The organism is Streptomyces sp. LS1784, assembly GCF_020103755.1.
GTDB lineage: Bacteria > Actinomycetota > Actinomycetes > Streptomycetales > Streptomycetaceae > Kitasatospora.
In genome coordinates, this window is the sequence record NZ_JAHSQD010000060.1 from 1 (window position 1) to 25,490 (window position 25,490).

The 25,490-nt window shown below is 70.7% G+C and carries 25 protein-coding genes and 2 pseudogenes; 1 reads left to right on the forward strand and 26 read right to left on the reverse strand.

Features of this window, described 5'->3' with window-relative positions; genetic code table 11:
* The 5 genes from KS423_RS10470 to KS423_RS10490 all read right to left on the reverse strand — a co-directional run.
* A partial coding sequence (locus KS423_RS10470; RefSeq protein ID WP_224277542.1) for a hypothetical protein occupies positions 1-189 on the reverse strand: 189 nt, incomplete at its 3' end.
* A gap of 248 nt (positions 190-437) precedes the next feature.
* The gene (locus KS423_RS10475; RefSeq protein ID WP_224277544.1) at positions 438-758 is read right to left on the reverse strand and encodes an STAS domain-containing protein; all 321 of its coding nucleotides are present in this window, start codon (positions 756-758) and stop codon (positions 438-440) included.
* Between the two features lie 352 nt (positions 759-1,110).
* Positions 1,111-1,980 carry a 3-hydroxyacyl-CoA dehydrogenase family protein gene (locus tag KS423_RS10480; protein WP_224277545.1) on the reverse strand — a complete coding sequence of 290 codons (870 nt, stop codon included), beginning with the start codon at positions 1,978-1,980 and terminating at the stop codon, positions 1,111-1,113.
* A 245-nt stretch (positions 1,981-2,225) separates the two neighbouring features.
* Positions 2,226-2,876 carry a response regulator transcription factor gene (locus KS423_RS10485; RefSeq protein ID WP_224277547.1) on the reverse strand — a complete coding sequence of 217 codons (651 nt, stop codon included), beginning with the start codon at positions 2,874-2,876 and terminating at the stop codon, positions 2,226-2,228.
* Positions 2,873-4,090: a sensor histidine kinase gene (locus tag KS423_RS10490; protein ID WP_374119934.1), complete on the reverse strand. Its 1,218-nt coding sequence runs from the start codon at positions 4,088-4,090 to the stop codon at positions 2,873-2,875. The genes KS423_RS10485 and KS423_RS10490 overlap by 4 nt, the downstream gene beginning before the upstream one ends.
* A gap of 149 nt (positions 4,091-4,239) precedes the next feature.
* Here KS423_RS10490 and KS423_RS10495 point away from each other — a divergent pair, with 149 nt between their 5' ends.
* Complete coding sequence (locus tag KS423_RS10495; RefSeq protein WP_224277551.1) at positions 4,240-4,860, forward strand: hypothetical protein; 621 nt, start codon at positions 4,240-4,242, stop codon at positions 4,858-4,860.
* Between the two features lie 79 nt (positions 4,861-4,939).
* Here the strand turns inward: KS423_RS10495 and KS423_RS10500 are convergent, their stop codons facing one another.
* From KS423_RS10500 to rho (KS423_RS10600), 21 genes and pseudogenes are all read right to left on the reverse strand, one after another.
* On the reverse strand, positions 4,940-5,512 hold the full coding sequence (locus tag KS423_RS10500) for a cob(I)yrinic acid a,c-diamide adenosyltransferase (protein WP_224277553.1): 573 nt from the start codon (positions 5,510-5,512) through the stop codon (positions 4,940-4,942).
* Positions 5,513-5,670: 158 nt separating this feature from the next.
* Positions 5,671-6,171 (reverse strand): DUF2550 domain-containing protein, encoded by a 501-nt coding sequence (locus tag KS423_RS10505; RefSeq protein ID WP_224277554.1) that lies wholly within the window; start codon positions 6,169-6,171, stop codon positions 5,671-5,673.
* Positions 6,172-6,319: 148 nt separating this feature from the next.
* Complete coding sequence (locus tag KS423_RS10510) at positions 6,320-6,703, reverse strand: F0F1 ATP synthase subunit epsilon (protein ID WP_224277556.1); 384 nt, start codon at positions 6,701-6,703, stop codon at positions 6,320-6,322.
* A 186-nt stretch (positions 6,704-6,889) separates the two neighbouring features.
* Positions 6,890-8,335 carry a F0F1 ATP synthase subunit beta gene (atpD, locus tag KS423_RS10515; protein WP_224277558.1) on the reverse strand — a complete coding sequence of 482 codons (1,446 nt, stop codon included), beginning with the start codon at positions 8,333-8,335 and terminating at the stop codon, positions 6,890-6,892.
* 2 nt (positions 8,336-8,337) lie between these two features.
* Complete coding sequence (locus KS423_RS10520; RefSeq protein ID WP_224277559.1) at positions 8,338-9,252, reverse strand: F0F1 ATP synthase subunit gamma; 915 nt, start codon at positions 9,250-9,252, stop codon at positions 8,338-8,340.
* 32 nt (positions 9,253-9,284) lie between these two features.
* Positions 9,285-10,859 (reverse strand): F0F1 ATP synthase subunit alpha, encoded by a 1,575-nt coding sequence (atpA, locus tag KS423_RS10525; protein ID WP_224277561.1) that lies wholly within the window; start codon positions 10,857-10,859, stop codon positions 9,285-9,287.
* Between the two features lie 156 nt (positions 10,860-11,015).
* Positions 11,016-11,831 (reverse strand): F0F1 ATP synthase subunit delta, encoded by an 816-nt coding sequence (locus KS423_RS10530; protein WP_224277563.1) that lies wholly within the window; start codon positions 11,829-11,831, stop codon positions 11,016-11,018.
* Positions 11,828-12,388, reverse strand: coding sequence for a F0F1 ATP synthase subunit B (locus KS423_RS10535; protein WP_224277565.1), 561 nt, complete (start codon positions 12,386-12,388; stop codon positions 11,828-11,830). The genes KS423_RS10530 and KS423_RS10535 overlap by 4 nt, the downstream gene beginning before the upstream one ends.
* A 34-nt stretch (positions 12,389-12,422) precedes the next feature.
* On the reverse strand, positions 12,423-12,665 hold the full coding sequence (gene atpE, locus KS423_RS10540; RefSeq protein ID WP_030302757.1) for an ATP synthase F0 subunit C: 243 nt from the start codon (positions 12,663-12,665) through the stop codon (positions 12,423-12,425).
* 89 nt (positions 12,666-12,754) lie between these two features.
* On the reverse strand, positions 12,755-13,567 hold the full coding sequence (gene atpB, locus KS423_RS10545; protein WP_224277566.1) for a F0F1 ATP synthase subunit A: 813 nt from the start codon (positions 13,565-13,567) through the stop codon (positions 12,755-12,757).
* A gap of 285 nt (positions 13,568-13,852) precedes the next feature.
* Positions 13,853-14,296: a hypothetical protein gene (locus tag KS423_RS10550; RefSeq protein WP_224277568.1), complete on the reverse strand. Its 444-nt coding sequence runs from the start codon at positions 14,294-14,296 to the stop codon at positions 13,853-13,855.
* A gap of 298 nt (positions 14,297-14,594) precedes the next feature.
* On the reverse strand, positions 14,595-15,884 hold the full coding sequence (locus KS423_RS10555; RefSeq protein ID WP_224277570.1) for an MraY family glycosyltransferase: 1,290 nt from the start codon (positions 15,882-15,884) through the stop codon (positions 14,595-14,597).
* Between the two features lie 172 nt (positions 15,885-16,056).
* Positions 16,057-17,337 (reverse strand): serine hydroxymethyltransferase, encoded by a 1,281-nt coding sequence (glyA, locus tag KS423_RS10560; protein ID WP_224277572.1) that lies wholly within the window; start codon positions 17,335-17,337, stop codon positions 16,057-16,059.
* A 117-nt stretch (positions 17,338-17,454) separates the two neighbouring features.
* Positions 17,455-18,096 (reverse strand): protein-tyrosine-phosphatase, encoded by a 642-nt coding sequence (locus tag KS423_RS10565; protein WP_224277582.1) that lies wholly within the window; start codon positions 18,094-18,096, stop codon positions 17,455-17,457.
* A gap of 32 nt (positions 18,097-18,128) precedes the next feature.
* A complete protein-coding gene (locus KS423_RS10570; protein WP_224277574.1) occupies positions 18,129-18,776 on the reverse strand; it encodes an L-threonylcarbamoyladenylate synthase in 648 nt (215 codons plus the stop codon).
* A gap of 325 nt (positions 18,777-19,101) precedes the next feature.
* Complete coding sequence (gene prmC / locus KS423_RS10575; protein ID WP_224277576.1) at positions 19,102-19,968, reverse strand: peptide chain release factor N(5)-glutamine methyltransferase; 867 nt, start codon at positions 19,966-19,968, stop codon at positions 19,102-19,104.
* Between the two features lie 63 nt (positions 19,969-20,031).
* Positions 20,032-21,108 carry a peptide chain release factor 1 gene (gene prfA / locus KS423_RS10580; RefSeq protein ID WP_224277578.1) on the reverse strand — a complete coding sequence of 359 codons (1,077 nt, stop codon included), beginning with the start codon at positions 21,106-21,108 and terminating at the stop codon, positions 20,032-20,034.
* Between the two features lie 134 nt (positions 21,109-21,242).
* Positions 21,243-21,464 (reverse strand): 50S ribosomal protein L31, encoded by a 222-nt coding sequence (gene rpmE / locus KS423_RS10585; RefSeq protein ID WP_153462614.1) that lies wholly within the window; start codon positions 21,462-21,464, stop codon positions 21,243-21,245.
* 162 nt (positions 21,465-21,626) lie between these two features.
* Positions 21,627-22,751 carry an LCP family protein gene (locus tag KS423_RS10590; RefSeq protein ID WP_224277580.1) on the reverse strand — a complete coding sequence of 375 codons (1,125 nt, stop codon included), beginning with the start codon at positions 22,749-22,751 and terminating at the stop codon, positions 21,627-21,629.
* A 140-nt stretch (positions 22,752-22,891) separates the two neighbouring features.
* Positions 22,892-24,235: pseudogene (gene rho, locus KS423_RS10595) on the reverse strand (transcription termination factor Rho); the annotation flags it as partial.
* Positions 24,236-24,285: 50 nt separating this feature from the next.
* Positions 24,286-25,212 (reverse strand): annotated as a pseudogene (rho, locus tag KS423_RS10600) (transcription termination factor Rho); the annotation flags it as partial.
* Positions 25,213-25,490: the final 278 nt, after the last annotated feature.

Genomic DNA, 25,490 nt, shown 5'->3' on the forward strand with positions numbered 1-25,490 from the left:
GCCGCCGACCGGGCCGCGGGCGGGCTCGCTGCGTTCGATCCGGCGCGGGCGCGGCCGCCACTCCTCGGGACAGGTCCCGGCCTCGGAGCCGTCCGGGGCGCCGAAGCCCACCAGCAGGCCGCCGGAGACCAGTTCGCCGCCTCGGATGCGGACGGCCTCCTGCCGGAACTCCCCGGATGGCTGTGCCACGTTCTGCTCCGCATCGTGCTCGGCCGACGGCGTCCCGCGCCACCCGGCTGACGTCCCCGGTCGCGGCCGTGGCCGGGCTGGAGGCAGCCCGGCGGCCGTCTTCTGACGGGCAGACTCTTGCACATCCGGCTCCGGCCGTGCAGAGCGGTCCACGGCCGACGCCCGGTCGGCCCCGCTGACCAGGGACGTTGCGCGGTGGGGTCCGGGGGGTGCGCAGGCGCGCGGTGCGGCGCGCGGTGCGGCAGGGGTTACAGAGCGACTCCGTGCGCCTCGGTGACGCCGTCGACGGTCAGGATGCGGTGCAGCTTGGTGGCCACCAGCAGCCGCTGGAGCTGGGCCGGGACGGAGCGCAGCACCAGCCGGCGGCCGATCCGGCCGGCCCGCCGGTGGGTGCCCATGATCACGCCGAGCCCGGTGGCGTCCCAGAACTCCAGCCGGGCGAGGTCGAGCACGAGGTCGCCGAGGCCGCCGTCCACCGCCTGGTGCAGCCGGGCCCGCGCGTCGGCGGCGGTGCGCACGTCGAGGCGGCCTTCGATGGCCAGCGCCGTGTGGTCGCCGGTGATGCGCATGCTCTCCTCCTTCGCCTGGACGGCCTGGTGCGGGGCGGGTCCGCCCCGGCCGCGCCGGGTGCGGGAGCGGGGGGTGCATCCGGGTGGGCCGCAGCCCCACATCCGGGCCCGGGCGGAATGCCGGGTTCCCTCATCTGACGGCGAACCGGCTCCGCAGGTTGCTGGTTCCGGCCAGATCTGAAGCGACTTCACCCGTCCGAGGGAATATACGCAGGTCGGCCCCACACCTATGCTCGATTACCGCCCAAATCACCCGTCTGCGGCACCCGGCGTGAGGAAACTCACCCGAGCCGGCGGAGCGGGCCGTGCGATGCGCGATCGCACGGCCCGCCGGTCGTTCAGCCCTGCCGGCTCACTTGCCCTCGTACGGGTAGAAGCCGCGGCCGCTCTTGCGGCCCAGGTCACCGGCGGTGACCATGCGGGCCATGATCTCCGGCGCGGCGAACTTCTCGTCCTGGGTCTCGGTGTAGATGTTGCGGGCGGCGTGCAGCAGGATGTCCACACCGGTCAGGTCGGCGGTCTGGAGCGGGCCCATCGCGTGGCCGAAACCGAGCCGGCAGGCGGTGTCGATGTCCTCGGCGGTGGCCACGCCCGACTCGTACAGCCTGGCGGCCTCGACGACCAGTGCGGTGATCAGGCGGGTGGTGACGAAGCCGGCCACGTCGCGGTTGACCACCACGACCTCCTTGCCGACACCCTCGGCGTAGGCACGGGCGGCGGCGAGCGTCTCGTCACTGGTCTTGTAGCCGCGGACCAGTTCGACCAGCTTCATCATCGGGACCGGCGAGAAGAAGTGGACGCCGACGACCGACTCCGGGCGCTGGGTGGCGGCGGCGATCCGGGTGATCGGGATGGCGGAGGTGTTGGAGGCCAGCACGGCGCCGTCCTTGGCGAGCTTGTCGAGCTCGCGGAAGACGCCCTCCTTGACCTCCAGCTTCTCGAACACGGCCTCGACCACGATGTCGGCCTCGGCGACGGCGCCCAGGTCGGTCGTGGTGGTGATCCGGCCCAGCGCGGCCTCGGCGTCCTCGGCGCTCAGCTTGCCCTTGGCGACGAACTTCTCGTAGGAGGCGCGGATGCCCGCGAGACCGCGCTGCAGCGCCTCCTCGGTGACGTCCCGCAGCACCACCGGGTGGCCGGCCTGCGCGGACACCTGGGCGATGCCGGCGCCCATCAGGCCGGCACCGATCACGGCGATCTGCTTGCTGGACGCATTGCTCATGGCTGGGTCTCCCGATGCCGTCGCCGCCCCGCGGGCGGGCCCTGAAGGCGGCTCAGGGCAGGGGTCACCGCCGTCGAGCCGCGCCGCTCACATCTCCTGCCTCGCTCGCGCTCGGCAGTCGCGATCGCGGAGCTCGCCCCTTCTTCGGTTCGCTCGCTCCGCTCGCTTACGGCGGGACTCTAATGCCCAAATCCGCCGTGCAATAGCAATCGAGAGTGTGATCTGCAACCGACCTGGTCAGGCGATCAGACCGTCAGCCCGAGGTCCTGCGCCAGGATCGCCGCCTGCACCCGGCTGCGCAGCCTCAGCTTCGCCAGGATGCGGCTGACGTGCGTCTTGGTGGTCGCCTCCGCCATCTCCAGCCGGGCCGCGATCTCCCCGTTGGACATCCCGGCCCCGATACAGGCCAGCACCTCCCGCTCACGGCCGGTCAGCGCCCCCACCGCCGCCCGGGCCTCCGGCCCGACCGGCCGCTCGGGGCGGGCGAACGCCCCGATCAGCCGCTTGGTCACCGAGGGCGCCAGCATCCCGTCCCCGCGCGCCACCGTGCGGATGCCCTCGATCAGGGTGTCCGCCTCCAGGTCCTTGAGCAGGAACCCGGACGCCCCGGCCCGCAGCGCGCCGTAGACGTACTCGTCCAGGTCGAAGGTGGTCAGCACGAGCACCTGGCCGGCACCGGCGGCGACCACCTCGCGGGTCGCCGAGACGCCGTCCAGCCGGGGCATCTGCACGTCCATCAGCACCACGTCCGGCCGCAGCTCCAGCGCCAGCCGGACGGCCTCCTCGCCGTCGGCGGCCTGCCCGACCACCTCGAACCCCGGCTCGGCGCGCAGGATCATCACCAGCGCCGCCCGTACCGCCGCCTGGTCCTCGGCCACCAGCACCCGGATCGTCATGCCCGCCCCTCGTTCCCCTGGGCGCGCGGCAGCACCGCGCGCACGCTCCAGTACCCGTCCCTCGGCCCGGCCTCGAAGCTGCCGCCGAGCAGCCCGGCCCGTTCCGCCATGCCCACCAGTCCGGCCCGGGCACCGGGCAGTTCGCGGCCCGGCCCACCCCGGTACGGACTGTCGACGGCGACCCGGAGTTCCTCGGGCGCGAACTCCAGCCGCAGGCTCACCAGTCCGGGCCCGGCGTGCTTGAGCGCGTTGGTCAGCGACTCCTGGACGATCCGGTACGCGGCCAGCCCGACCGGCACCGGCACTTCGCCGCGCTCGCCGCGCTCGTCCAGTGCGAAGTCCAGGCCGACGTCCCGGCCGGCCGCCCGGGCCTTGGCCAGCAGGGCGTCCACCGCGGCCAGGTCGGGCGCCGCGTACGACTCGTCCACCTCTCCCCCGCCGCTGTCCCGGAGCAGTCCGATCATGCGACGCATTTCGGCCAATCCCTGGACGCTGTTCTCCCGGATCACCGCCAGCACCTCCACCAGAGGATCGTCCTCGGGCAGGTTCCGACGCCTGGCCACCGACTGCGCGCCGGTGGCGTGGATCGCGATCGCCGACAGGTGGTTGGCCACCACGTCGTGCAACTCCCGTGCCATCCGCGCCCGTTCGGCGCCGACCGCCTCGCGCCGGTCCATCTCCGAGAGCAGCGCGGTCTGTTCCGCCCGCAGCCGCTCGGCCTCCGCCTCCTGCCGGTGCTTGCGCACCACGTCGCCGGTCCACACCGGGCCCAGGAAGACCAGCGAACTGACCACCACCACCAGCAGCGCGGCGGAGGTGCCGCTGTAGATCGCCGCCAGGGTGGAGAGCGTCAGCACCGTGGCCCCGCCGGTCAGGTGCAGCACCCGGGACATCCGCGGGCTGCCGTAGATCACCGCCGCGTACAGCAGGTCGGTGTACATGATCAGCGTCGCCACCAGGCTGCCGGCGAACAGGCTCCCCGCGAAGGCCAGCCCGCCGACCGACACCGCCAGCACCGGCCGCGTGCGCCGGACCAGTTCCAGCCCCGCCATCACCAGCATCGGCGCCAGCACCGCCCACAGCGGCACCCGGTCGGCCCGGTCGTACACCTTGAAGACGATCAGCACCGTGCCGCCGAGCAGCCCGGAGAGGGCGATCAGCTGGTCCTGCCGGCGCGGGGGGAGGACGGGGAACGGGAGGGGCACGTGCCCCATCCCACCATCCCGGACGGCCCGCCCGTCTCCGGTCCGCGGAGGAGCCCGCTACATCGAAAGATGCAGTCCCGGACGGCACCGCGCGACGACGACACCGGCGCGCCCGCGCGCCAGCCTGGAAGCACCACCGAATCGTCCGGGAGCAGAACGTGATCGTCACCCTCATCGTCGCGGCCGAGGTCTCCTTCTGGATCCTGCTCGGCCTCGGGCTCGCCGCCCGCTACCTGCTCCGGTGGCGCCGCACCAGCACCGCGCTGCTGATCGGCCTGCCGGTGGTGGACCTCACCCTGTACGCGCTCACCGTCCTCGACCTGCGCGGCGGCGCCACCGCGAGCTGGACGCACGCCCTGGCCGCGAGCTACGCGGGCTTCTCGATCGGCTACGGCCCCTCGCTGGTCCGCTGGGCCGACCGGCACTTCCAGTACCGCTTCGCCGGCGGCCCCAAGCCGCTGCCCTCGCCGAAGTACGGGCCGGAGCGGACCAGGTACGAGTGGCAGGTCGCCGGCCGGACCGTCGTGTCGGCGGCGGTCACACTGAGCCTGATCACCCTGCTCGTCCCGCTCTCCGCGGGGGCCGCCCACTTCGGCACCTTCGCCCAGTGGTACCTCAAGCTGGGCCTCGCGGCCGTCATCAACGTGATCGTGGCCGGCTGCTACTCGCTCTGGCCCAAGGAGGCCCCGGCCGGGGTGGTGGTCGAGAACGGCCGGGTGGTCACCGAGCGGACCCTCGCCGACACCGCCCCCGCCCGCACCCCGGCCGAACGGCCCTGAGGCGCCGAGGGCCCGTCCCCGGACTCCCGCGGGGGAGCGGTCCGGGAACGGGCCCTCGGTCTGTGCCCTGAGCGGCGTCCTAGCGGTTCTCGCCCGGGACCCAGAGCACGTCGCCGCGCTCCTTGTTGGCCACCCGAGCCAGGATGAACAGCAGGTCGGAGAGCCGGTTGAGGTACTTCGCGGTCAGCGGGTTGACGCTGTCGCCGTGCTCCGCGATCGCCGACCAGGTCGAGCGCTCGGCCCGCCGCACCACCGTGCAGGCCAGGTGCAGGTGGGCCGCCCCCGGCGTGCCGCCGGGCAGGATGAAGCTGCGCAGCTTCTCCACCCGCGCCAGGTACTCGTCGCAGTCCGTCTCCAGCCGGTCGATGTAGGACTGCAGCACCCGCAGCGGCGGGTACTTCGGGTCCTCCACCACCGGGGTGGACAGGTCGGCGCCGACGTCGAACAGGTCGTTCTGGACCCGGACGAGCACCGCCGTCATGTCCTCCGGCAGCTCCCCGACGGCCAGGGCCACCCCGATCGCGGCGTTGGCCTCGTTGGCGTCCGCGTACGCGATCAGTCTCGGATCGGTCTTGCTGGTCCGGCTCATGTCGCCGAGCGCGGTGGTGCCGTCATCGCCGGTACGGGTGTAGATGCGCGTCAGATTGACCATGCGGCCAGACTAGCCGCCGGGTTAGGCGGCGTTAACCCCACGTCCGAACGCCCCTACGCGGTATCGACCCTCCCCCGTCCCGAGGGTCTCGTCGCTACGCGACGTTGACCCTCCCCCAGCCTCCGGCCGGGGGCGCCCCCATCCCGAGGGTCTCGTCGCTACGCGACGTTGACCCTCTGCCCGGGCGGGGCCGCCTCCAGCCAGGCCAGGAAGCCGGTCAGCGCGTCCTCGCTCATCGCCAGCTCCAGCGGGGCCCCGCTGTGCAGGCAGCGCAGCACCACCGAGCCGGACAGCAGCGCCAGCTCCTCCTGGCCCTCCGGGTAGCGCCGGCCGAGCACCTCGATCTCCCGGCGCGGCAGCACCTTGCGCGGCCGTGGGGCGTACGAGAAGACCCGGAACCACTCGATCGAGTCACCGCTGTAGCGGCCGATACCAAAAACCCACCCCTTGCCGTCGGTCGGGGGGACCGGGGCGGAGGTGGGCTTGCCGTTCTCGTCGAGGTCGGGCTGCGTCGAGGCGTCGGCCGGCATTTTGAGGCGGTAACTGCAGTCGAAGGTGCCGCCGACCCGCTGGATCAGGCGGCGCCGGACGGCGAAGGCCATCAGCCCGATCACACCCAGGGCCACGACCGCCGCACACACCACAAGCGCGAGGACCATGCTCACCTACCTCCTCGCTACCCGCGTTCCCCGTAACGGTCGTATCAAGCGACCGCGCTGACCTACCAACTACGACGACAGTCCCGGGGTCACGCTCACGCGTCCCCGGGACCGTCGGTCGACCCCGCTAAGCCGGGGTCCGGCGCACTCAGGCGTGGGCCTTGAGGCCGCGCGCCGCGAACAGACGGACCTCGGCACGCCGCTCGGCGTGCGCGTCCAGGTCCGCCTTGGCCTTGTCCAGTGCGCGCTCGGCACGCGCGACATCGATCTCGTCCGCCAGCTCGGCGATCTCCGCGAGCAGAGACAGCTTGTTGTCGGCGAAGGAGATGAAGCCGCCGTGCACCGCGGCGATCACGGTGCCGCCGTCCGCCGTGCGGATGGTGACGGGACCGGTCTCCAGCACGCTCAGCACCGGGGTGTGGCCCGGCATGATGCCGGTGTCACCGGAGGCCGTACGGGCGACGACGATGGTGGCCGCACCGGACCACACCTTGCGGTCGGCTGCGACCAGCTCGACGTGCAGCTCAGCCAACGTGGGCTCCTAGGCTCATGCAACGCCCGATTACTCGGGAGTTTCGGTAAGAATAACGGCCCCGCGCCTCCGGCATGAAACCGGCGGCACGGATTTGACCGGAATCACAGCCGATGCGACGTGAGGGGTGGGTCCCAGGGCTGGGGCCCACCCCTCACGGTCACGCACAGCTGCTACCGGCCGCGATTACTTCTTCGCCAGCTCGGCGGCGTTCTTCTCGAGGTCCTCGATGCCACCGCACATGAAGAAGGCCTGCTCCGGGACGGAGTCGTACTTGCCGTCCGCGATCGCGTTGAAGGCCTCGATGGTCTCCGACAGCGGCACGGTCGAACCCTCGACACCGGTGAACTGCTTCGCCACGTAGGTGTTCTGCGAGAGGAAGCGCTCGATGCGACGGGCACGGTGCACCGTGATCTTGTCCTCTTCGGACAGCTCGTCGATACCGAGGATCGCGATGATGTCCTGGAGGTCCTTGTACTTCTGCAGGATCCCCTTGATACGGATGGCCGTGTCGTAGTGGGTCTGCGCGATGTACCGCGGGTCGAGGATGCGGGACGTCGAGTCCAGCGGGTCGACGGCCGGGTAGATGCCCTTCTCCGAGATCGGACGCGACAGAACGGTGGTCGCGTCCAGGTGGGCGAAGGTGGTGGCCGGCGCCGGGTCGGTCAGGTCGTCCGCGGGGACGTAGATCGCCTGCATCGAGGTGATCGAGTGACCGCGGGTCGAGGTGATGCGCTCCTGCAGGAGGCCCATCTCGTCGGCCAGGTTCGGCTGGTAGCCCACCGCGGAGGGCATGCGGCCGAGCAGGGTCGACACCTCGGAACCGGCCTGGGTGAACCGGAAGATGTTGTCGATGAAGAGGAGCACGTCCTGCTTCTCGACGTCACGGAAGTACTCCGCCATGGTCAGCGCGGACAGCGCGACCCGCAGACGGGTGCCCGGCGGCTCGTCCATCTGGCCGAAGACCAGCGCGGTCTTGTCCAGAACGCCCGAGTCGACCATCTCGTCGATGAGGTCGTTGCCCTCACGGGTGCGCTCGCCGACACCGGCGAACACCGACACACCACCGAAGTTCTCGGCGACGCGGTAGATCATCTCCTGGATCAGAACGGTCTTGCCGACACCGGCACCACCGAACAGACCGATCTTGCCACCCTGGACGTACGGGGTGAGCAGGTCGATGACCTTGATGCCGGTCTCGAACATCTCGGTCTTGGACTCGAGGTCCTTGAACTCGGGGGCCTTGCGGTGGATCGGCCAGCGGACCTCGACCTGCTTGTCGAACTCCGCCTGGTCCACGTTCAGCACGTCACCGAGGGCGTTGAACACCTTGCCCTTGGTGATCTGGCCGACCGGGACGGAGATCGCGGCACCGGTGTCGGTGACCTGCGAACCGCGGACCAGGCCGTCGGTCGGCTGCATCGAGATGCCGCGGACCATGCCGTCGCCGAGGTGCTGGGCGACCTCAAGGGTCAGGGTCTTCTTGCCCGTGCCGTCGGGGTTGTCCACCTCGACGTGCAGGGCGTTGTACATGTCCGGGATCGCGTCGACGGGGAACTCCACGTCGACGACCGGGCCGATGACCCGCGCGACGCGGCCCGTCGCCGTGGTCGGCTCAACAGTGGTGGTCATACTCATTCGCTCCCGCGGCTCGCGTCAGCGAGCGCGTTGGCGCCACCGACGATCTCGCTGATTTCCTGGGTGATCTCGGCCTGGCGGGCCGAGTTGGCAAGCCGCGTGAGCGACTTGATGAGCTCGCCGGCGTTGTCCGTCGCGCTCTTCATCGCGCGGCGGCGGGCGGCGTGCTCGGAAGCAGCCGACTGCAGCAGCGCGTTGTAGATCCGGCTCTCGACGTACCGCGGCAGAAGCGCGTCCAGGACGCCCTCCGCCGACGGCTCGAAGTCGTACAGCGGGAAGATCTCCGACTTGGCCGGCGTCTGGTCGCTGAGCTGGACCTCGTCCAGCTTCAGCGGCAGCAGCCGCGCCTCCACCGCGTTCTGCGTCAGCATGGACACGAACTCGGTCGAGATCAGGTGGAGCTCGTCCACGCCGCCGGTCTCGGCCGTGAAGGCCTCGATCAGGTCGGCCGCCACGGTCTTCGCGTCACCGTAGGTCGGCTTGTCCGAGAACCCCGTCCACGAGTCCGCGATCGTCAGACCGCGGAACGTGTAGTACGAGACGCCCTTGCGGCCGATGATGTACGTCACCACGTCCTTGCCCTCGGACCGCAGGCGCTCGGTGAGCGTCTGGGCGGCCTTGATGGCGTTGGTCGAGTAGCCGCCCGCCAGGCCGCGGTCCGCCGTGATCAGCAGGACGGCGGCGCGCTTGGCGTCCGGGTTCTCGGTGGTGAGCGGGTGCTTGGCGTTGGACCGGGTGGCCACCGCCGTCACCGCCCGGGTGAGCTCATCGGCGTACGGAGTGGAGGCGGCCACCGCGCGCTGCGCCTTGACGATGCGCGACGCGGAGATCATCTCCATCGCCTTGGTGATCTTCTTCGTCGCGGTGACAGAGCGGATCCGGCGCTTGTAGACCCGAAGCTGTGCTCCCATGGGTCGTTACGTCCTTTCCCTCGCTACCGGACTCAGGCCTGCTCGGAGAGCAGCTTGCCGTCAGCGGTCTGGTAACCCTGCTTGAAGGCCTCGATCGCGCTGGTCAGCGCGTCGACGGTGCCGTCGGCCAGCAGACCGGTCTCGACGATGCCGGCGAGCAGGTCCTTGTGCTGCAGGCGGACGTGGTCCAGGAACTCGCGCTCGAAGCGGCGGATCTCGGCGACCGGGACGTCGTCCATCTTGCCGGTGGTGCCGGCCCAGATGGAGACGACCTGCTCCTCGACCGGGAACGGCTGGTACTGGCCCTGCTTCAGCAGCTCGACCATGCGCGCACCGCGCTCCAGCTGGGCCTTGGAGGCCGCGTCCAGGTCGGAACCGAAGGCGGCGAAGGCCTCCAGCTCACGGTACTGGGCGAGGTCCAGGCGCAGACGGCCGGCGACCGAGCGCATGGCCTTGATCTGGGCGGAGCCACCGACGCGGGAGACCGAGATACCGACGTTCACGGCCGGGCGGATGCCGGCGTTGAACAGGTCGGACTCCAGGAAGCACTGGCCGTCGGTGATGGAGATGACGTTGGTCGGGATGTACGCCGAGACGTCGTTGGCCTTGGTCTCGATGATCGGCAGACCGGTCATCGAGCCGCCGCCCAGGGCGTCGTTCAGCTTGGCGCAGCGCTCCAGCAGGCGGGAGTGCAGGTAGAAGACGTCACCCGGGTAGGCCTCGCGGCCCGGCGGGCGGCGCAGCAGCAGGGAGACGGAGCGGTAGGCCTCGGCCTGCTTCGACAGGTCGTCGAAGATGATCAGGACGTGCTTCCCGTCGTACATCCACTCCTGGCCGATGGCCGAACCGGTGTACGGGGCGAGGTACTTGAAGCCGGCCGGGTCGGAGGCGGGAGCGGCCACGATGGTGGTGTACTCCAGCGCGCCGGCCTCCTCCAGGGCGCCACGGACGGACGCGATGGTGGAGCCCTTCTGGCCCACGGCGACGTAGATGCAGCGGACCTGCTTCTCCGGGTCGCCCGAGCGCCAGTTGTCGCGCTGGTTGATGATCGTGTCGACGGCCACCGCGGTCTTGCCGGTCTGGCGGTCACCGATGATCAGCTGGCGCTGGCCGCGGCCGATCGGGGTCATCGCGTCGATGGCCTTGATGCCGGTCTGCAGCGGCTGCTTGACCGACTTGCGGGCCATGACGCCGGGGGCCTGCAGCTCCAGGGCGCGGCGACCGGTGGCGGCGATGTCGCCCAGGCCGTCGATCGGGTTGCCCAGCGGGTCCACGACACGGCCGAGGTAGCCGTCGCCGACCGGAACCGAGAGGACCTCGCCGGTGCGGCGCACGGTCTGGCCCTCTTCGATGCCGCCGAACTCACCGAGGACGACGACACCGATCTCACGGGTGTCGAGGTTCAGCGCGAGGCCGAGCGTGCCGTCCTCGAACCTCAGCAGCTCGTTCGCCATGACCGAGGGCAGGCCCTCGACATGCGCGATGCCGTCCGCCGCGTCAGTGACCGTGCCGACCTCTTCCACAGAAGCGGCGTCCGGCTGGTACGACTGGACAAAGTCGGCCAGCGCGTCCCGGATCTCCTCCGGACGGATCGTAAGCTCCGCCATCAGGCTTCCCTGCTCTCCTAGTTTGCGATCCTCGGCCCGCCATTGAGGGCCGCAAGTATTCGACTCTCGGCCGGGTCTTCCGAACCGGCCGTACGATGTGCCGGCTCCTTGGGGAGCCGGTTTCCCGACCGAGGGTCGGATGTGCTGCTTCGGTGCTCAGCCTTCGAGCGACTGGCGAGCGCCCTCAAGGCGGCTCGACACGGTGCCGTTGATGATCTCGTCGCCGATCTGCACCCGGACGCCGCCGACGACCTCGGGGTCGACGTCGATGTTCAGGTGGACCTGGCGGCCGTACATCCGGCCCAGAGCACCGGACAGGCGCTCCTTCTGGGTGTCCGACAGCGGCACCGCACTGGTGACCAGGGCCACCACGCGGCCGCGGCGCGCGGCGGCGAGCTTCGAGTAGGACTCAAGGCCCTGCTCCAGGCTACGGCCACGCGGCACGTTGACGAGGGCGGTGACCAGCCGGACGGTGCCGGCGTTGGCGCGGCCGCCGAGCAGCTTCTTGATCAGCTCGGCCTTCGCGACGGCACCGGCCTTCGGCTCGGTCAGCGCGGCCCGCAGCTCGTGCGAACCGCTCACCACCCGACCGAAGCGGAAGAGCTCGTCCTCGACGTCGTCCAGGGAGCCGGCCTTGTCCGCGGCGATGATCTCGGCGTACGCGGCGAGTTCCTCGGTCGCGTCCACCAGGTCGCGCGAGCCCGACCAGCGGGACCGGACCAGACCGGAGACCAGGTCGACGGCCTCGCCGGAGACCTGACCGGTCAGCAGCGAGGTGACCAGCTGGGCCTTGTCCTGGCCCGACCGGGACGGGTCGGTCAGGACTCGGCGCAGCGACACCTCACGGTCCAGGACGGCCGTGACGGCGGTGAGCTCCTCGGCGAGCTTGGCCGCGTCCACCGAGGTGGAGTCGGTCAGGCTCTCCAGGTTCTGCCGACCGGCGGCGAGGGCCTCGCGGCTGGCGCCGATCACTTGGCCGCACCCTGAGCAACGGTGGCCTTGGCCTCCAGCTCATCCAGGAAACGGTCGATCACACCGCTCTGCCGGGCGTGGTCCTCCAGGGACTCACCCACGATGCGGGACGCCAGCTGGGTGGCCAGCGAGCCCACGTCCTGGCGCAGGGCGGCAGTCGCCTGCTTCTTGTCAGCCTCGATCTGGGCGTGACCGGCGGCGACGATGGCCTCGCGCTGGCGCTGGCCCTCCTCGCGCATCTCGGCGAGCTGGGCGGCACCCTGCTCGCGAGCCTGCTCGACGATGCGGGCAGCCTCGTGGCGCGCCTCGGCGAGCTCGGCGCGGTACTGCTCAAGCAGGGCCTGGGCCTCCGCCTGGGCGGCCTCGGCGCGCTCCATCCCGCCCTCGATCGCGTCCCGGCGCTCCGACAGCACCTTCTCGATGCTGGGGAGGAGCTTCTTGCCGAGGATCCCGAAGACGATGAAGAAGCAGAGCAGGCCGATGATGATCTCGGGCCATGCGGGCAGAAGGGGGTTCATGATCTCCCCCTCCTCCGCGAGGTGAGCCGCGATGCTCATATCTGGACCTTCCTCGAAGGGTCTACGGCGGGAATTACTTGGGGCCCTGGCCGAAGACGAACGGCATGACGATGCCGATGAGGGCGAGCGCCTCGGTCAGCGCGAAGCCGATGAACATGTTGGAACGGATCAGGCCGGCGGCCTCGGGCTGACGGGCCATGGCCTGGACACCGTTACCGAAGATGAGACCGACACCGATGCCGGGGCCGATCGCGGCGAGGCCGTAGCCGATGGAAGCGACGGAACCGTAGACGCCGACCTCAGCGAGCATGCTCATTGCAATGTGTCCTTTGCGGGGATGGTGATCCGGTGGTGATTGGCCACCGGGCGTTCCGGGGGTGGTTCAGGAGGGCCGCAGCCCCTGGCTCAGTGCGCCTCTTCCAGGGCACCGGCGATGTAGCTGCTGGCCAGCATCACGAAGATGTAGGCCTGCAGGAACTGGACCAGAAGCTCGAAGGCGGTCAGGCCGACGGCGACGATGAAGGAGGCCGAGCCGTACAGCGCGCCCAGGGTCGGGCTGAGCAGGTACCAGGAGGCGATGGAGAACATCACGATCAGCAGGTGGCCGGCGAACATGTTCGCGAAGGCTCGGACCGCGAGCGTGAAGGGGCGCACGAAGATGTTCGAGAAGAACTCGATCGGCACCAGGATGAACATGACCCAGCCGGGGATGCCCGAGGGCCAGCAGAGGTTCTTGAGACCGCCGACGAAACCGTGCTTCTTGAAGGTCAGCGTCATGTAGGTGATCCACACGACCGCGGCCAGACCGGCCGGGAACGCGATCGCCGCCGTCACCGGGAACTGGGCGAACGGGATGACCGACATGATGTTCAGCAGCCACACGAAGAAGAACATCGAGACCAGCATCGGGACGTACTTCTCGCCCTTTTTGCCGATCGTCTCCAGCACGATGGAGCGCTTGACGAAGTCGTAGCCGATCTCACCGACCAGCTGCAGCTTGCCCGGGACCAGCTTCGGCTTGGCGAACGCGGCCCAGAAGAACACGACGACCAGCGCGGCCACGATGATCGAGAGCAGCATCGGCTTGTTGAACTCGAAGCTGCCGATCGAGAAAATCGGCTCGAACTGGAACTCGTTCAGGCCCGGGGCCGGGAAGCCGCAGCCAGCGTCCCCGAAGTGGCAACTGCCTGAGGCGAGGGACGTGAGTTCAGCACTCACCACGGACTCCTTCGTCGTGACGCATGGTTACGGCAACCTCGCTGTGTCGGCGTGGCCTGCGACCACGGAGCGGCACTGGAACTTGATGGGTTTCTCGCCGACCCCGCACGTCAGTGCACTGCACCGAAGCGGGATCATCGAAGACTGCGCGGATCCGGGGGGCGATCGGTCCGCCGTGCGGACAGACCAGGCCTCTTCCCGTACTCCGTTGTTGCGACGGACGATAGCAGCCCGTCAGCGCGGCATAAACACCGCCCCCCTCGTTGGGGGGACAGTTGGGCCTCGTCACTGTTGACGCCCCTTGTCGGAGGGCTTGTCGCCCTTCTTTTCGGAGGCGTCGGGGTCGACGTAGAAGGTCTTGGCCTTGAGCGCACCGCGCACCTGGAAGCCCGTCCAGATCAGGGCGCAGCCGAGCAGGGTGAACGCGAAGGCCTGCCGGTTGAAGAGCTCGGTGTTCTTGAAGACCGCGAGCACGATGCCGACCAGCAGGATCTGCGTGGTGTACACCAGGAGCGCCGCGGCCATCATGATCTGCGGGTTCGACCTGGTCAGCCGGTCGAGCGCGACCTGGCCGGAACTGAAGAAGGCCATCACGAGCAGCACGCCGAACAGGGCGCCGAGCAGGCCCTTCCCACCGGCGACGGCGAAAGAGATCGCCATGGCGATGATCCCGGCGGCCGCAGTGGGAATCGCGGCGCCTCGGAGGATCCGGGCGTCGGTGGACGGCATGTCGGCAGCTCCGGCGGCATGTCGATGTGGCGGGGGGACGGGCACAGCGGTGGCGGGGTGACACCGACCGAGGCGTCGCCGCGGGCCGCCCGCTGGAGCGGCGGGCCCGGGGAGGGAGACCGACAGGGACGGAAGTCATCCACCTGCTAGGTCTTTCGGCGTGTTCTCGGTACTCGTGAACGGTATCACAAACTATTTGATGCGAGCTTTACCATGAATGTGTGGCACCTGTCACACCAACGGCGCAACGGATCCGCCGTTCGGGTGAAGCCGATGTGAGCGAACATCAACTCCTTTGTCAGCGGCGGCCGGTGGCCTTGTGGTGATGGCCGGTCGCGGTGGAGCCCATGCCGGAGTCCCGGCCGGCTTCACCGAGGAGTTGCTTGTCCTTCGCCGACAGTTCGGCCATCGGACCGGTCTGCTGCCGGCGGTAGCGCGGGGGGACGAAGGACTGCACCGCCCGCGGGGCGCGCGGCCGGAACCGGGGGGTGAGCAGCACCACCATGCCGACCAGGCAGAGCCCGGCGAGCGTCAGGACGACGGTGCGGCCGGTGTTGGTCACCGAGAAGGCCACCGAGCCGAAGGCGATCAGCGCGGCCCAGAAGTACATGATCAGTACGGCGCGGCTGTGCGAGTGGCCGACCTGGAGCAGCCGGTGGTGCAGGTGTCGCTTGTCCGCGGCGAACGGGGACTGGCCGGCCCAGGTCCGGCGCACCACCGCGAGCAGGAGGTCGGCCAGCGGCAGCGCGATGACCGTCAGCGGCAGCAGCAGCGGGATGTAGATCGGCACCAGGGCGTGCACGGTGGCGGTCTGCGAACCGGTCTCGTTGTTGATCAGGTCCGGGTCGACCCGGCCGGTGATCGAGATCGCGGCGACGGCCAGCATCAGGCCCAGCATCATCGAGCCGGAGTCGCCCATGAAGATCCGCGCGGGGTGCATGTTGTGCGCCAGGAAGCCCAGGCACATGCCGATCAGCAGCACGCTGAACAGCACGGCGGGGGCCGCGTCGGAGATCGTGTAGCCGTACCAGAGCCGGTAGCTGTACAGGAAGAAGGCCATCGCGGCGATGCAGACCATGCCGCCGGCCAGGCCGTCCAGACCGTCGATGAAGTTCACCGCGTTGACCATGACGACGACCAGGGTGACCGAGATGACCATGCCCTGGGTCGGGCTCACCGCGACCGGGCCGACGCCGGGCACCGGGAGGGTGATCACCGTCACGCCCTGCCAGACCATCACACCGGCGGCGATCATCTGGCCGCCGAGCTTCACCAGCGCGTCCACGCCCCACTTGTCGTCGAGCACCCCGAGCAGGAACATGATCCCGGCGCCGGACAGCAGCGCGCGGATGTCGGTGCCCTGCGAGAACACCTTGCTCAGGTTGTCGAGCTGCGAGGCGACCAGGATGCCCGCGCACAGCCCGCCGAACATCGCGATGCCGCCGAGCCGCGGCGTGGGCTCGCGGTGCACGTCGCGGGCACGCACCGGCGGCATGGCGCCGGCCGCGATGGCGAACTTCCGGACCGGGCCGGTCAGCAGGTAGGTGACCGCGGCCGTGCAGAACAGCACCAGCAGATACTCACGCACCACTGGCCTCCTGCATCACTGTCGAACGGGGAAGTACCGAAGGTACTCCCCTGCCTTCCCGGGGTTCGAGGTGCGTCGCCACGGCACACACCTTATTGAGTCGGACGCCGGGACCGTGCATCGCGGTTCGCCCTCCCGGGTAGGAGATTCCGATACCCGCGAAGGATCTCCGTCAGGCCCGGCCGGCGAAGGACAGCGCCAGTTCCCGCACCCGCGCCGCGGCCGGGGCGACCGCGCCCCCGGCGAGCACCCGCGCGATCAGCCCGGCGATCTCGGCCAGCTCCGGCTCCCCCATCCCCTGGCTGGTCACCGTGCCCGTGCCCAGCCGGATGCCGGAGGCCTCGGCGGCCGGCGCCGGGTCGTACGGCAGCGCGCACTTGCCGAGCAGCAGCCCGGCCGCCGCGCAGCGCCGCTCGGCCTCCGCGCCGGTCACCCCGAGCGGGCTCACGTCGGCGGTCACCAGGTGGGTGTCGGTACCGCCCGTCAACGGGTGCACACCGGCCTCTGCGAGCCCTTCGGCGAGCACCCGGGCCCCGGACACCGTCCGCTGCGCGTACGCCCGGTATTCGGCCCGGGAGGCCTGCGCGAGGGCCACCGCCTTGCCGGCCACCTCGTTCATCGCCGCGCCGCCCTGGCTGAACGGGAACACCGCCCGGTCGATCCGCTCGGCCAGCTCCGCAGTGCACAGCAGCAGCCCGCCGCGCGGACCGCGCAGCAGCTTGTGGGTGGCCGCCACGGTGACGTCCGCGTACGGCACCGGGGAAGGCGCCACCCCGGCCGCGATCAGTCCGGTGGTCTGCGCGGCGGAGACGATCAGGTAGGCGTCCACCTCGTCGGCGATCTCCCGGAACGCCGCCCAGTCCGGGTGCCGGGGGTGCGAGATCGAGCCCGCCACGATGGCCTTGGGGCGGTGCTGCCGGGCCAGGTCACGGACCTGGTCGAGGTCGATCAGCCCGTCGTCCTCGCGCACCCCGTAGCCGGTGAAGGCGAACCAGCGCCCGGAGAAGTTGGCGCGCGAGCCGCAGCTGAGGTGGCCGCCGTGCTCCAGCGACATCGCCAGCACCCCGTCGCCGGGCCGCAGCAGCGCCGCGTACGCCGCCAGCATCGCCGAAGTCACCGACCGCGGCTGGACGTTGGCGTGCGGGGCGGCGAACAGCTCGCGGGCCCGGTCGATCGCCAACAGCTCGGCGGCATCCGCCAGCGCGCAGCCGGTGTGGTGCCGGCGGCCCGGGTAGCCCTCGGCGTACTTGTCGATCAGCGGGCCGGTGAGCGCCGCCAGGACCGCGGGGGTGGTCAGGTTCTCCCCCGCCAGCAGCTGGATCGTCTCGGCGCGCCGCTCGGCCTCCGCGGCCAGCAGGTCGGCCAGCTGCGGATCCGCCCGGTGCAGCGCCTCGGACGCCCACGGGCGCCCGGTCGTCGTGGTCGGGCCGGTCTCGGCATCGGTGACGGTCATGGCGGGGCTCCCGGGCGCTGCGGGGACTGTGTCACCCAGCGTAGGGCCGCTGCCGCCGCCCGGCCCGTCGAGCCGCGGCCGGACGGCCCCGTTCGGCGCCAGGACTCGTCCGGCCCGTCAGCGCGGCGCGGGAACCCCGGTGAGCGCGGTGACCACCGGGTCGACCGCGTGGAATATCTCCTCGCCGCAGTTGCGGAACATGCCGATCGGCGCCCCGTACGGGTCCTCCAGCTCGTCCGACTCCGGCGTGGCGGCCAGCAGCCAGCCGCGCAGCGCGGCGGCCGCCCGGACCAGCGCGCGGGCCCGCTCGGTGACGTCGGCGCCGCGCCGCGGGTCCGGCAGGGTGCCCGGGTCTATCGTCCGCACCAGGCGGGTGAACTCCTTCAGCGTGAAGGTGCGCAGCCCCGCCTCGTGGCCCATCGAGATCACCTGGGCGCGGTGGTCCAGCGTCGCGGTGAGCACCAGGTCCGCCTCGACCACGTGCTCGTCCAGCAGCTCGCGGCCGGTGAAGCCGCCGCTGTCGGCGCCGTACTCGTCGAGCACGGTCGCGGCGTGGTCCTCCATCGGCGCGCCCTCGTGGCCCCAGGTGCCGGCGCTCTCGACCAGGATCCGCCCGGCCACCCGGGGGCTCAGCCGGGTGTCCAGCTCACGCCGGGTCAACCGCTCGGCGATCGGCGATCGGCAGATGTTCCCGGTACAGACGAACAGGATCCGGAAGTGGTCCAGCGGCCTGGGGCCCACGCTCAGGTACGGCGCTATGCCCGGCCCGGCGTGGAGCGAGGCGGTGGGCGTCAACTGCCGGCCTCCAGGTCGGGGACGACCTCCCTCAGCTGCTCGACGCTGATCGCACCGGCCCGCAGCAGGACCGGGACCTTGCCGGTGACGTCGACGATCGACGAGGTGGCGGAGTCCTCGGCCGCCCCGCCGTCCAGGTAGACCGAGATCGCGTCGCCGAGCTGGGCCTGCGCCTCGTCGCAGGTCAGCGGGGCGGCCCCGCCGATCCGGTTGGCGCTGGAGACGGCCAGCGGGCCGGTGGCGTTCAGCAGCTCGATGGCGGCCGGGTGCAGCGGCATCCGGACCGCGACGGTGCCGCGGGTGTCACCGAGGTCCCAGCGCAGCGAGGGCTGGTGCCGGGCGACCAGGGTGAGCCCGCCGGGCCAGAAGGCGTCGACCAGCTCCCAGGCCTGCTCGGAGAAGTCGGTGACCAGGCCGTGCAGGGTGGTCGGCGAGCCGACCAGCACCGGCGAGGGCGTGTTGCGGCCGCGGCCACGGGCGGCCATCAGCTCGGCGACGGCCTCCGGGGAGAAGGCGTCCGCACCGACCCCGTACAGGGTGTCGGTGGGCAGTACGACGAGTTCGCCGCGTCGGATGGCCGAGGCGGCCTCGCGCAGACCGGTGGCGCGGTCCCCGGCATCGGCACAGTCGTAGCGGCGGCTCATCGGTGCGGTCCCCTTCCGGAGTGGCTCATGGCGTTACAGCGCAGCCTTACGCGCCGTCGTACGGTGCTCGGTGTTCACGACCCGACCCTCCGGGCGGTCGTACGGTGCTCGGTGTTCACGACCCGACCCTCCGGGCGGTCGTACGGCGCTCGATCCTTCACGACCCGACCCTCCGGGCGGTCGTACGGCGCTCGATCCTTCACGACCCGACCCTCCGGGCGGTCGTACGGCGCTCGATCCTTCACGACCCGACCCTCCGGGCGGTCGTACGGCGCTCGATCCTTCACGACCCGACCCTCCGGGCGGTCGTACGGCGCTCGATCCTTCACGACCCGACCCTCCGGGCGGTCGTGAAGCGGGGCCGGTTGTTCAGGTCGCGGTGGTCGGCGGTGTCCGTCCAGCCGTGTTCCTCGTTGAAGATCCACGGCACCTGGCCGCCCTGCTGGTCGGCGTGCTCGATCACCACCGCGCCGCCCGGGCGCAGCAGTCGGGCCGCGACCCGCTCGATGCCGCGGATGGTGTCCAGGCCGTCCTCGCCGGAGAACAGCGACATCTGCGGGTCGTGGTCGCGAGCCTCCGGCGCGACATACTCCCACTCGGTGAGCGGGATGTACGGCGGGTTGGAGATGACCAGGTCGAAGCGGCCGTCCCAGGAGCGGTCGTCCTCGAAGGCCTTGGTGGCGTCACTGGCGTGCAGGGTGACCCGGGCGCGGTCGGGGCTGGCCTCGATGTTGCGCCGGGTGTACTCCAGCGCGCCCTCGTCCAGTTCGAAGGCGTGCACGGTCGAGCGCGGCAGCTCCTGGGCGAGGGCGAGGGCGATCGCGCCGGAGCCGGAGCACAGGTCCACCACCAGCGGCTCGGCCACGTCCATGTCGCGCACCGCGTCTATCGCCCACTCGACGACCGTCTCGGTCTCCGGCCGGGGCACGAACACCCCGGGGCCGACCTCCAGTTCGAGGTAGCGGAAGAACGCCCGCCCGGTGATGTGCTGGAGCGGTTCGCGCGCCTCCCGGCGGGAGACCGCCTCCCAGTAGCGGGCGTCGAAGTCGGCGTCCTTCACCGTGTGCAGCTGGCTGCGCTTGACGTTGTGGACGTAGGCGGCGAGCTCCTCCGCGTCGAAGCGCGGCGACGGCACGCCGGCCGCGGCCAACCGCTGGGTGGCCTGGGCCACCTCGGCGAGCAGCAGGTTCATCCGTACGACCTCTTGTTTCTGCGCTCCGGCTTCGGGCGAAACGCGGGCTGGGGCGCGCCGGTCTCAGTTCTCTTGGGCTGCGGCGAGCTTGGCCGCCGCGTCCTTGTCGACGCAGGACTGGATCACCGCGTTCAGGTCGCCGTCCAGGACCTGGTCCAGGTTGTACGCCTTGAATCCGGTGCGGTGGTCCGAGATGCGGTTCTCGGGGTAGTTGTACGTCCGGATCCGCTCGGAGCGGTCCACCGTACGGACCTGGCTGCGGCGCGCGTCCGAGGCCTCCCGCTCGGCCTCCTCCTGCGCGGCGGCCAGCAGCCGCGAACGCAGGATGCGCATCGCCTGCTCCTTGTTCTGGAGCTGGCTCTTCTCGTTCTGGCAGGACGCCACGATACCGGTCGGCAGGTGGGTGATCCGGACCGCGGAGTCGGTGGTGTTGACCGACTGGCCGCCGGGGCCGGAGGAGCGGTAGACGTCGATCCGCAGGTCGTTGGCGACGATCTCGACCTCGACCTCCTCCGCCTCGGGGGTGACCAGCACGCCCGCCGCGGAGGTGTGGATGCGGCCCTGCGACTCGGTGGCGGGGACGCGCTGCACGCGGTGCACGCCGCCCTCGTACTTCAGCCGGGCCCAGACGCCCTGGCCGGGCTCGGTGTTGCCCTTGGTCTTCACGGCCACCGAGACGTCCTTGTAGCCGCCGAGGTCGGACTCGTTGGAGTCGATGACCTCGGTCTTCCAGCCGATCCGCTCCGCATAGCGCAGGTACATCCGGAGCAGGTCGCCGGCGAACAGCGCGGACTCCTCGCCGCCCTCGCCCGCCTTGATCTCCAGGATGACGTCCTTGTCGTCGCTCGGGTCGCGCGGCACCAGCAGCACCCGCAGTTCCTCGGTGAGCTCGTCCCGGCGTGCCTCGGAGTCCTTCACCTCGGCGATGAACTCCGGTTCTTCGGCGGCGAGTTCACGCGCGGCCTCAATGTCCTCGCCGGCCTGCCGCCACTGCCGGTAGACCCGGGTGATCGGGGTCAGCTCGGCATACCGCTTGGCCAGCTTGCGGGCGTTGGCCTGGTCGGCGTGGACGGACGGGTCGGCCAGCCTCTTCTCGAGGTCGGCGTGCTCGACGAGGAGCTCTTCGACTGCCTCGAACATGGGGGGTGGCCTTCTTCCCGGGGACTCGGAAACGTGTTTGGGGTGGGGAACGCGCGGGAGGACGCGAACGGCGCCGGTTCCCAGCGCCCCCGACAACGAGTACGGGGGCACCGGGAACCGGCGCCGAGCGAGCGCTAGGCCTTCGCGCTGTGCTGCTTGCCGAAGCGGGCCTCGAAGCGGGCCACGCGGCCACCGGTGTCGAGGATCTTCTGCTTGCCGGTGTAGAACGGGTGGCACTGCGAGCAGACCTCGGCGCGGATCTCGCCACTGGTCTCGGTCGAGCGGGTCACGAACTCGGCGCCACAGGTGCAGGTCACACGGGTGACCACGTACTCGGGGTGAACGTTGGGCTTCAAGGGGATCTCCTAGGTTTCGGGAGGGCACCGGGTCGGCGGCTGGAGCGCCGCACGTGAACCGGGACCGACGGACCAGTCTGCCAGGACCGGCCGCATCTTCCCAAACCGGGGGCCACCCGGGGATATTCCGGGGGATATTCCGGGGGACGCTCCGGGCGGCGCTCAGTGCCCTGTGCCGGCCTTCCGGGTGGCCTTCCCGGCGCCCGGCGCGGCCTTCGGGGGAGCCGCGCCGGGGGCGGCCTGGGCGGGGTTCTCCGGCTGCGCGGAGACGACCGCCGACGGGAACGGCTGGTCGGCCCTGAGCGCCGACCAGACCTGGCCGCCCTGCGGCTGCTGCTGGACCACCCGGTTCGGGTCGCCGGGGGCGGTCTCCACCGGCAGGGTGACCATGCTCAGCTGGTCCGGGCCTATCCCTTTGAGCTCCTGGGCGAGCCCCACCAGCGAGTTCACCGAGCCGAGCGCGGAGTCGGTGGTGATGCTCCTGGTCACGGTGTCGCCGATCGACCACAGCTTGACCGGGTTGGTGAACAGCCCGGTCCCCCCGACCTGCTGCAGCAGCGACCTCACCATCTGCTTCTGGAGCTCGATCCGGCCGAGGTCGCTGCCGTCGCCGACGCCGTGCCGGGTGCGCACGAAGGCCAACGCCTGCTGCCCGTCCAGGTGGTGCTCGCCGGGCGGCAGGTCGAGCCCGCTGTCCTTGTCGTGGATGGCCACCGTGGTGGTCACGGTGGCCCCGCCTATCGCGTCCACGACCCGGGCGAAGCCGGCGAAGTCGACCTGCAGGTAGTGGTCCATCCGCAGCCCGGTGAGCTGCTCGGTGGTCTTGACCGCGCAGGCCGCGCCGCCGCTCTCGAAGGCGCTGTTGTACATCGCGTGCTTGGCACCGGACACCGGCTTGCCGCCCGCGTCGGTGCAGTCGGGGCGGGTGACCAGGGTGTCGCGCGGGATCGAGACGACCTGGGCGCGGGAGTGGTCCTGGTTGATGTGCACCACCATCGCGGTGTCCGAGCGGGCGGTGTCGCCGGTGTCCCCGCCGGCCATCGAACCGTTGTCACCGGCCCGCGAGTCGGAGCCGAGCACCAGGATGTTGAAGGAGCCGTCGGTGGCGGCCGGCGGCCGGGCGTCGCCGAGCCGGCCGTCGATGTCGACGCTCCTGATGTTGCCGTTGAACCTGAAGTACCCGAAGAGGGCCGCCCCGGCGCCGAGGACGACGAGCGCGGCGAACGCGCAGGCGGCCGTCCGCAGGACTTTGCGGCGGCGGCTCGGGATCCTCTTGTGCTCGGCCATACGGTCCAGAGTAAATCGGACAAGATGATCCAAACGCCCCCAAGTTGTCCCGACTCTGGAACAAAGCGGTCCGGACGCACGGAACCCCGGACCGCTCGCGCGATCCGGGGTTCCGTGCTTCGACAGCCGTCCGGCTACGGTCAGTCGCCGGAGCCGGGGGTGGTCTTGGCGATCTGCATCAGGAACTCGGCGTTGCTCTTGGTCTGCTTCATCTTGTCCAGGAGCAGCTCGATCGCCTGCTGCGAGTCGAGCGCGTGCAGCACCCGGCGCAGCTTCCAGACGATGGCCAACTCCTCGTTGCCGAGCAGGATCTCCTCCTTGCGGGTGCTGGAGGCGTCCACGTCGACGGCCGGGAAGATGCGCTTGTCCGAGAGCTTCCGGTCGAGCTTGAGCTCCATGTTGCCGGTGCCCTTGAACTCCTCGAAGATCACCTCGTCCATGCGCGAGCCGGTCTCGACCAGCGCGGTGGCCAGGATGGTCAGCGAGCCGCCGTTCTCGATGTTGCGCGCGGCACCGAAGAACTTCTTCGGCGGGTAGAGCGCGGTCGAGTCGACACCACCGGACAGGATGCGGCCGGAGGCCGGCGCCGCCAGGTTGTAGGCGCGGCCGAGTCGGGTGATCGAGTCCAGCAGGATGACCACGTCGTGGCCCAGCTCCACCAGGCGCTTGGCACGCTCGATGGCCAGCTCGGCGACGGTGGTGTGGTCCTCGGCCGGGCGGTCGAAGGTCGAGGAGATGACCTCGCCCTTCACCGACCGCTGCATGTCGGTGACCTCTTCCGGACGCTCGTCGACCAGGACGACCATCAGGTGGCACTCGGGGTTGTTGTGGGTGATCGCGTTGGCGACCGCCTGGAGCACCATGGTCTTGCCGGTCTTCGGCGGCGCGACGATCAGACCGCGCTGGCCCTTGCCGATCGGCGACACCAGGTCGATGATCCGGGTGGTCAGCACGCCCGGGTCGGTCTCCAGGCGCAGCCGCTCCTGCGGGTACAGCGGGGTGAGCTTGTTGAACTCGGGACGGCCGCGGCCGCTCTCCGGGTCCATGCCGTTGACGGAGTCCAGCCGCACCATGGCGTTGAACTTCTCGCGGCGCTCGCCCTCGCGCGGCTGGCGCACCGCACCGGTGATGGCGTCACCCTTGCGCAGGCCGTTCTTGCGGACCTGGGCGAGCGAGACGTAGACGTCGTTCTGGCCCGGCAGGTAGCCGGAGGTGCGCACGAACGCGTAGTTGTCGAGGATGTCGAGGATGCCCGCGACCGGGATCAGGACGTCGTCCTCGCCGATCTGCGGCTCGACGGTGCCGGCCTCGAAGCCGTCGCGGCCACGGCGGCCACGGCGGTCGCGGTAGCGCCCGCGCCGGCCACGGCGGCCCTCGCCGAACTCGTCGTCCTCGTAGCCGCCCTGCTGGGCCTGCGGCTGCTGGGTCTGCTGGCCCTGGCGGCCCTGCTGGTCGGCCTGGCCGCCCTGCTGCTGGCCGCCGCCCGGTCGAGCGCGTGCAGCACCCGGCGCAGCTTCCAGACGATGGCCAACTCCTCGTTGCCGAGCAGGATCTCCTCCTTGCGGGTGCTGGAGGCGTCCACGTCGACGGCCGGGAAGATGCGCTTGTCCGAGAGCTTCCGGTCGAGCTTGAGCTCCATGTTGCCGGTGCCCTTGAACTCCTCGAAGATCACCTCGTCCATGCGCGAGCCGGTCTCGACCAGCGCGGTGGCCAGGATGGTCAGCGAGCCGCCGTTCTCGATGTTGCGCGCGGCACCGAAGAACTTCTTCGGCGGGTAGAGCGCGGTCGAGTCGACACCACCGGACAGGATGCGGCCGGAGGCCGGCGCCGCCAGGTTGTAGGCGCGGCCGAGTCGGGTGATCGAGTCCAGCAGGATGACCACGTCGTGGCCCAGCTCCACCAGGCGCTTGGCACGCTCGATGGCCAGCTCGGCGACGGTGGTGTGGTCCTCGGCCGGGCGGTCGAAGGTCGAGGAGATGACCTCGCCCTTCACCGACCGCTGCATGTCGGTGACCTCTTCCGGACGCTCGTCGACCAGGACGACCATCAGGTGGCACTCGGGGTTGTTGTGGGTGATCGCGTTGGCGACCGCCTGGAGCACCATGGTCTTGCCGGTCTTCGGCGGCGCGACGATCAGACCGCGCTGGCCCTTGCCGATCGGCGACACCAGGTCGATGATCCGGGTGGTCAGCACGCCCGGGTCGGTCTCCAGGCGCAGCCGCTCCTGCGGGTACAGCGGGGTGAGCTTGTTGAACTCGGGACGGCCGCGGCCGCTCTCCGGGTCCATGCCGTTGACGGAGTCCAGCCGCACCATGGCGTTGAACTTCTCGCGGCGCTCGCCCTCGCGCGGCTGGCGCACCGCACCGGTGATGGCGTCACCCTTGCGCAGGCCGTTCTTGCGGACCTGGGCGAGCGAGACGTAGACGTCGTTCTGGCCCGGCAGGTAGCCGGAGGTGCGCACGAACGCGTAGTTGTCGAGGATGTCGAGGATGCCCGCGACCGGGATCAGGACGTCGTCCTCGCCGATCTGCGGCTCGACGGTGCCGGCCTCGAAGCCGTCGCGGCCACGGCGGCCACGGCGGTCGCGGTAGCGCCCGCGCCGGCCACGGCGGCCCTCGCCGAACTCGTCGTCCTCGTAGCCGCCCTGCTGGGCCTGCGGCTGCTGGGTCTGCTGGCCCTGGCGGCCCTGCTGGTCGGCCTGGCCGCCCTGCTGCTGGCCGCCGCCCGGCTGGGCCTGGC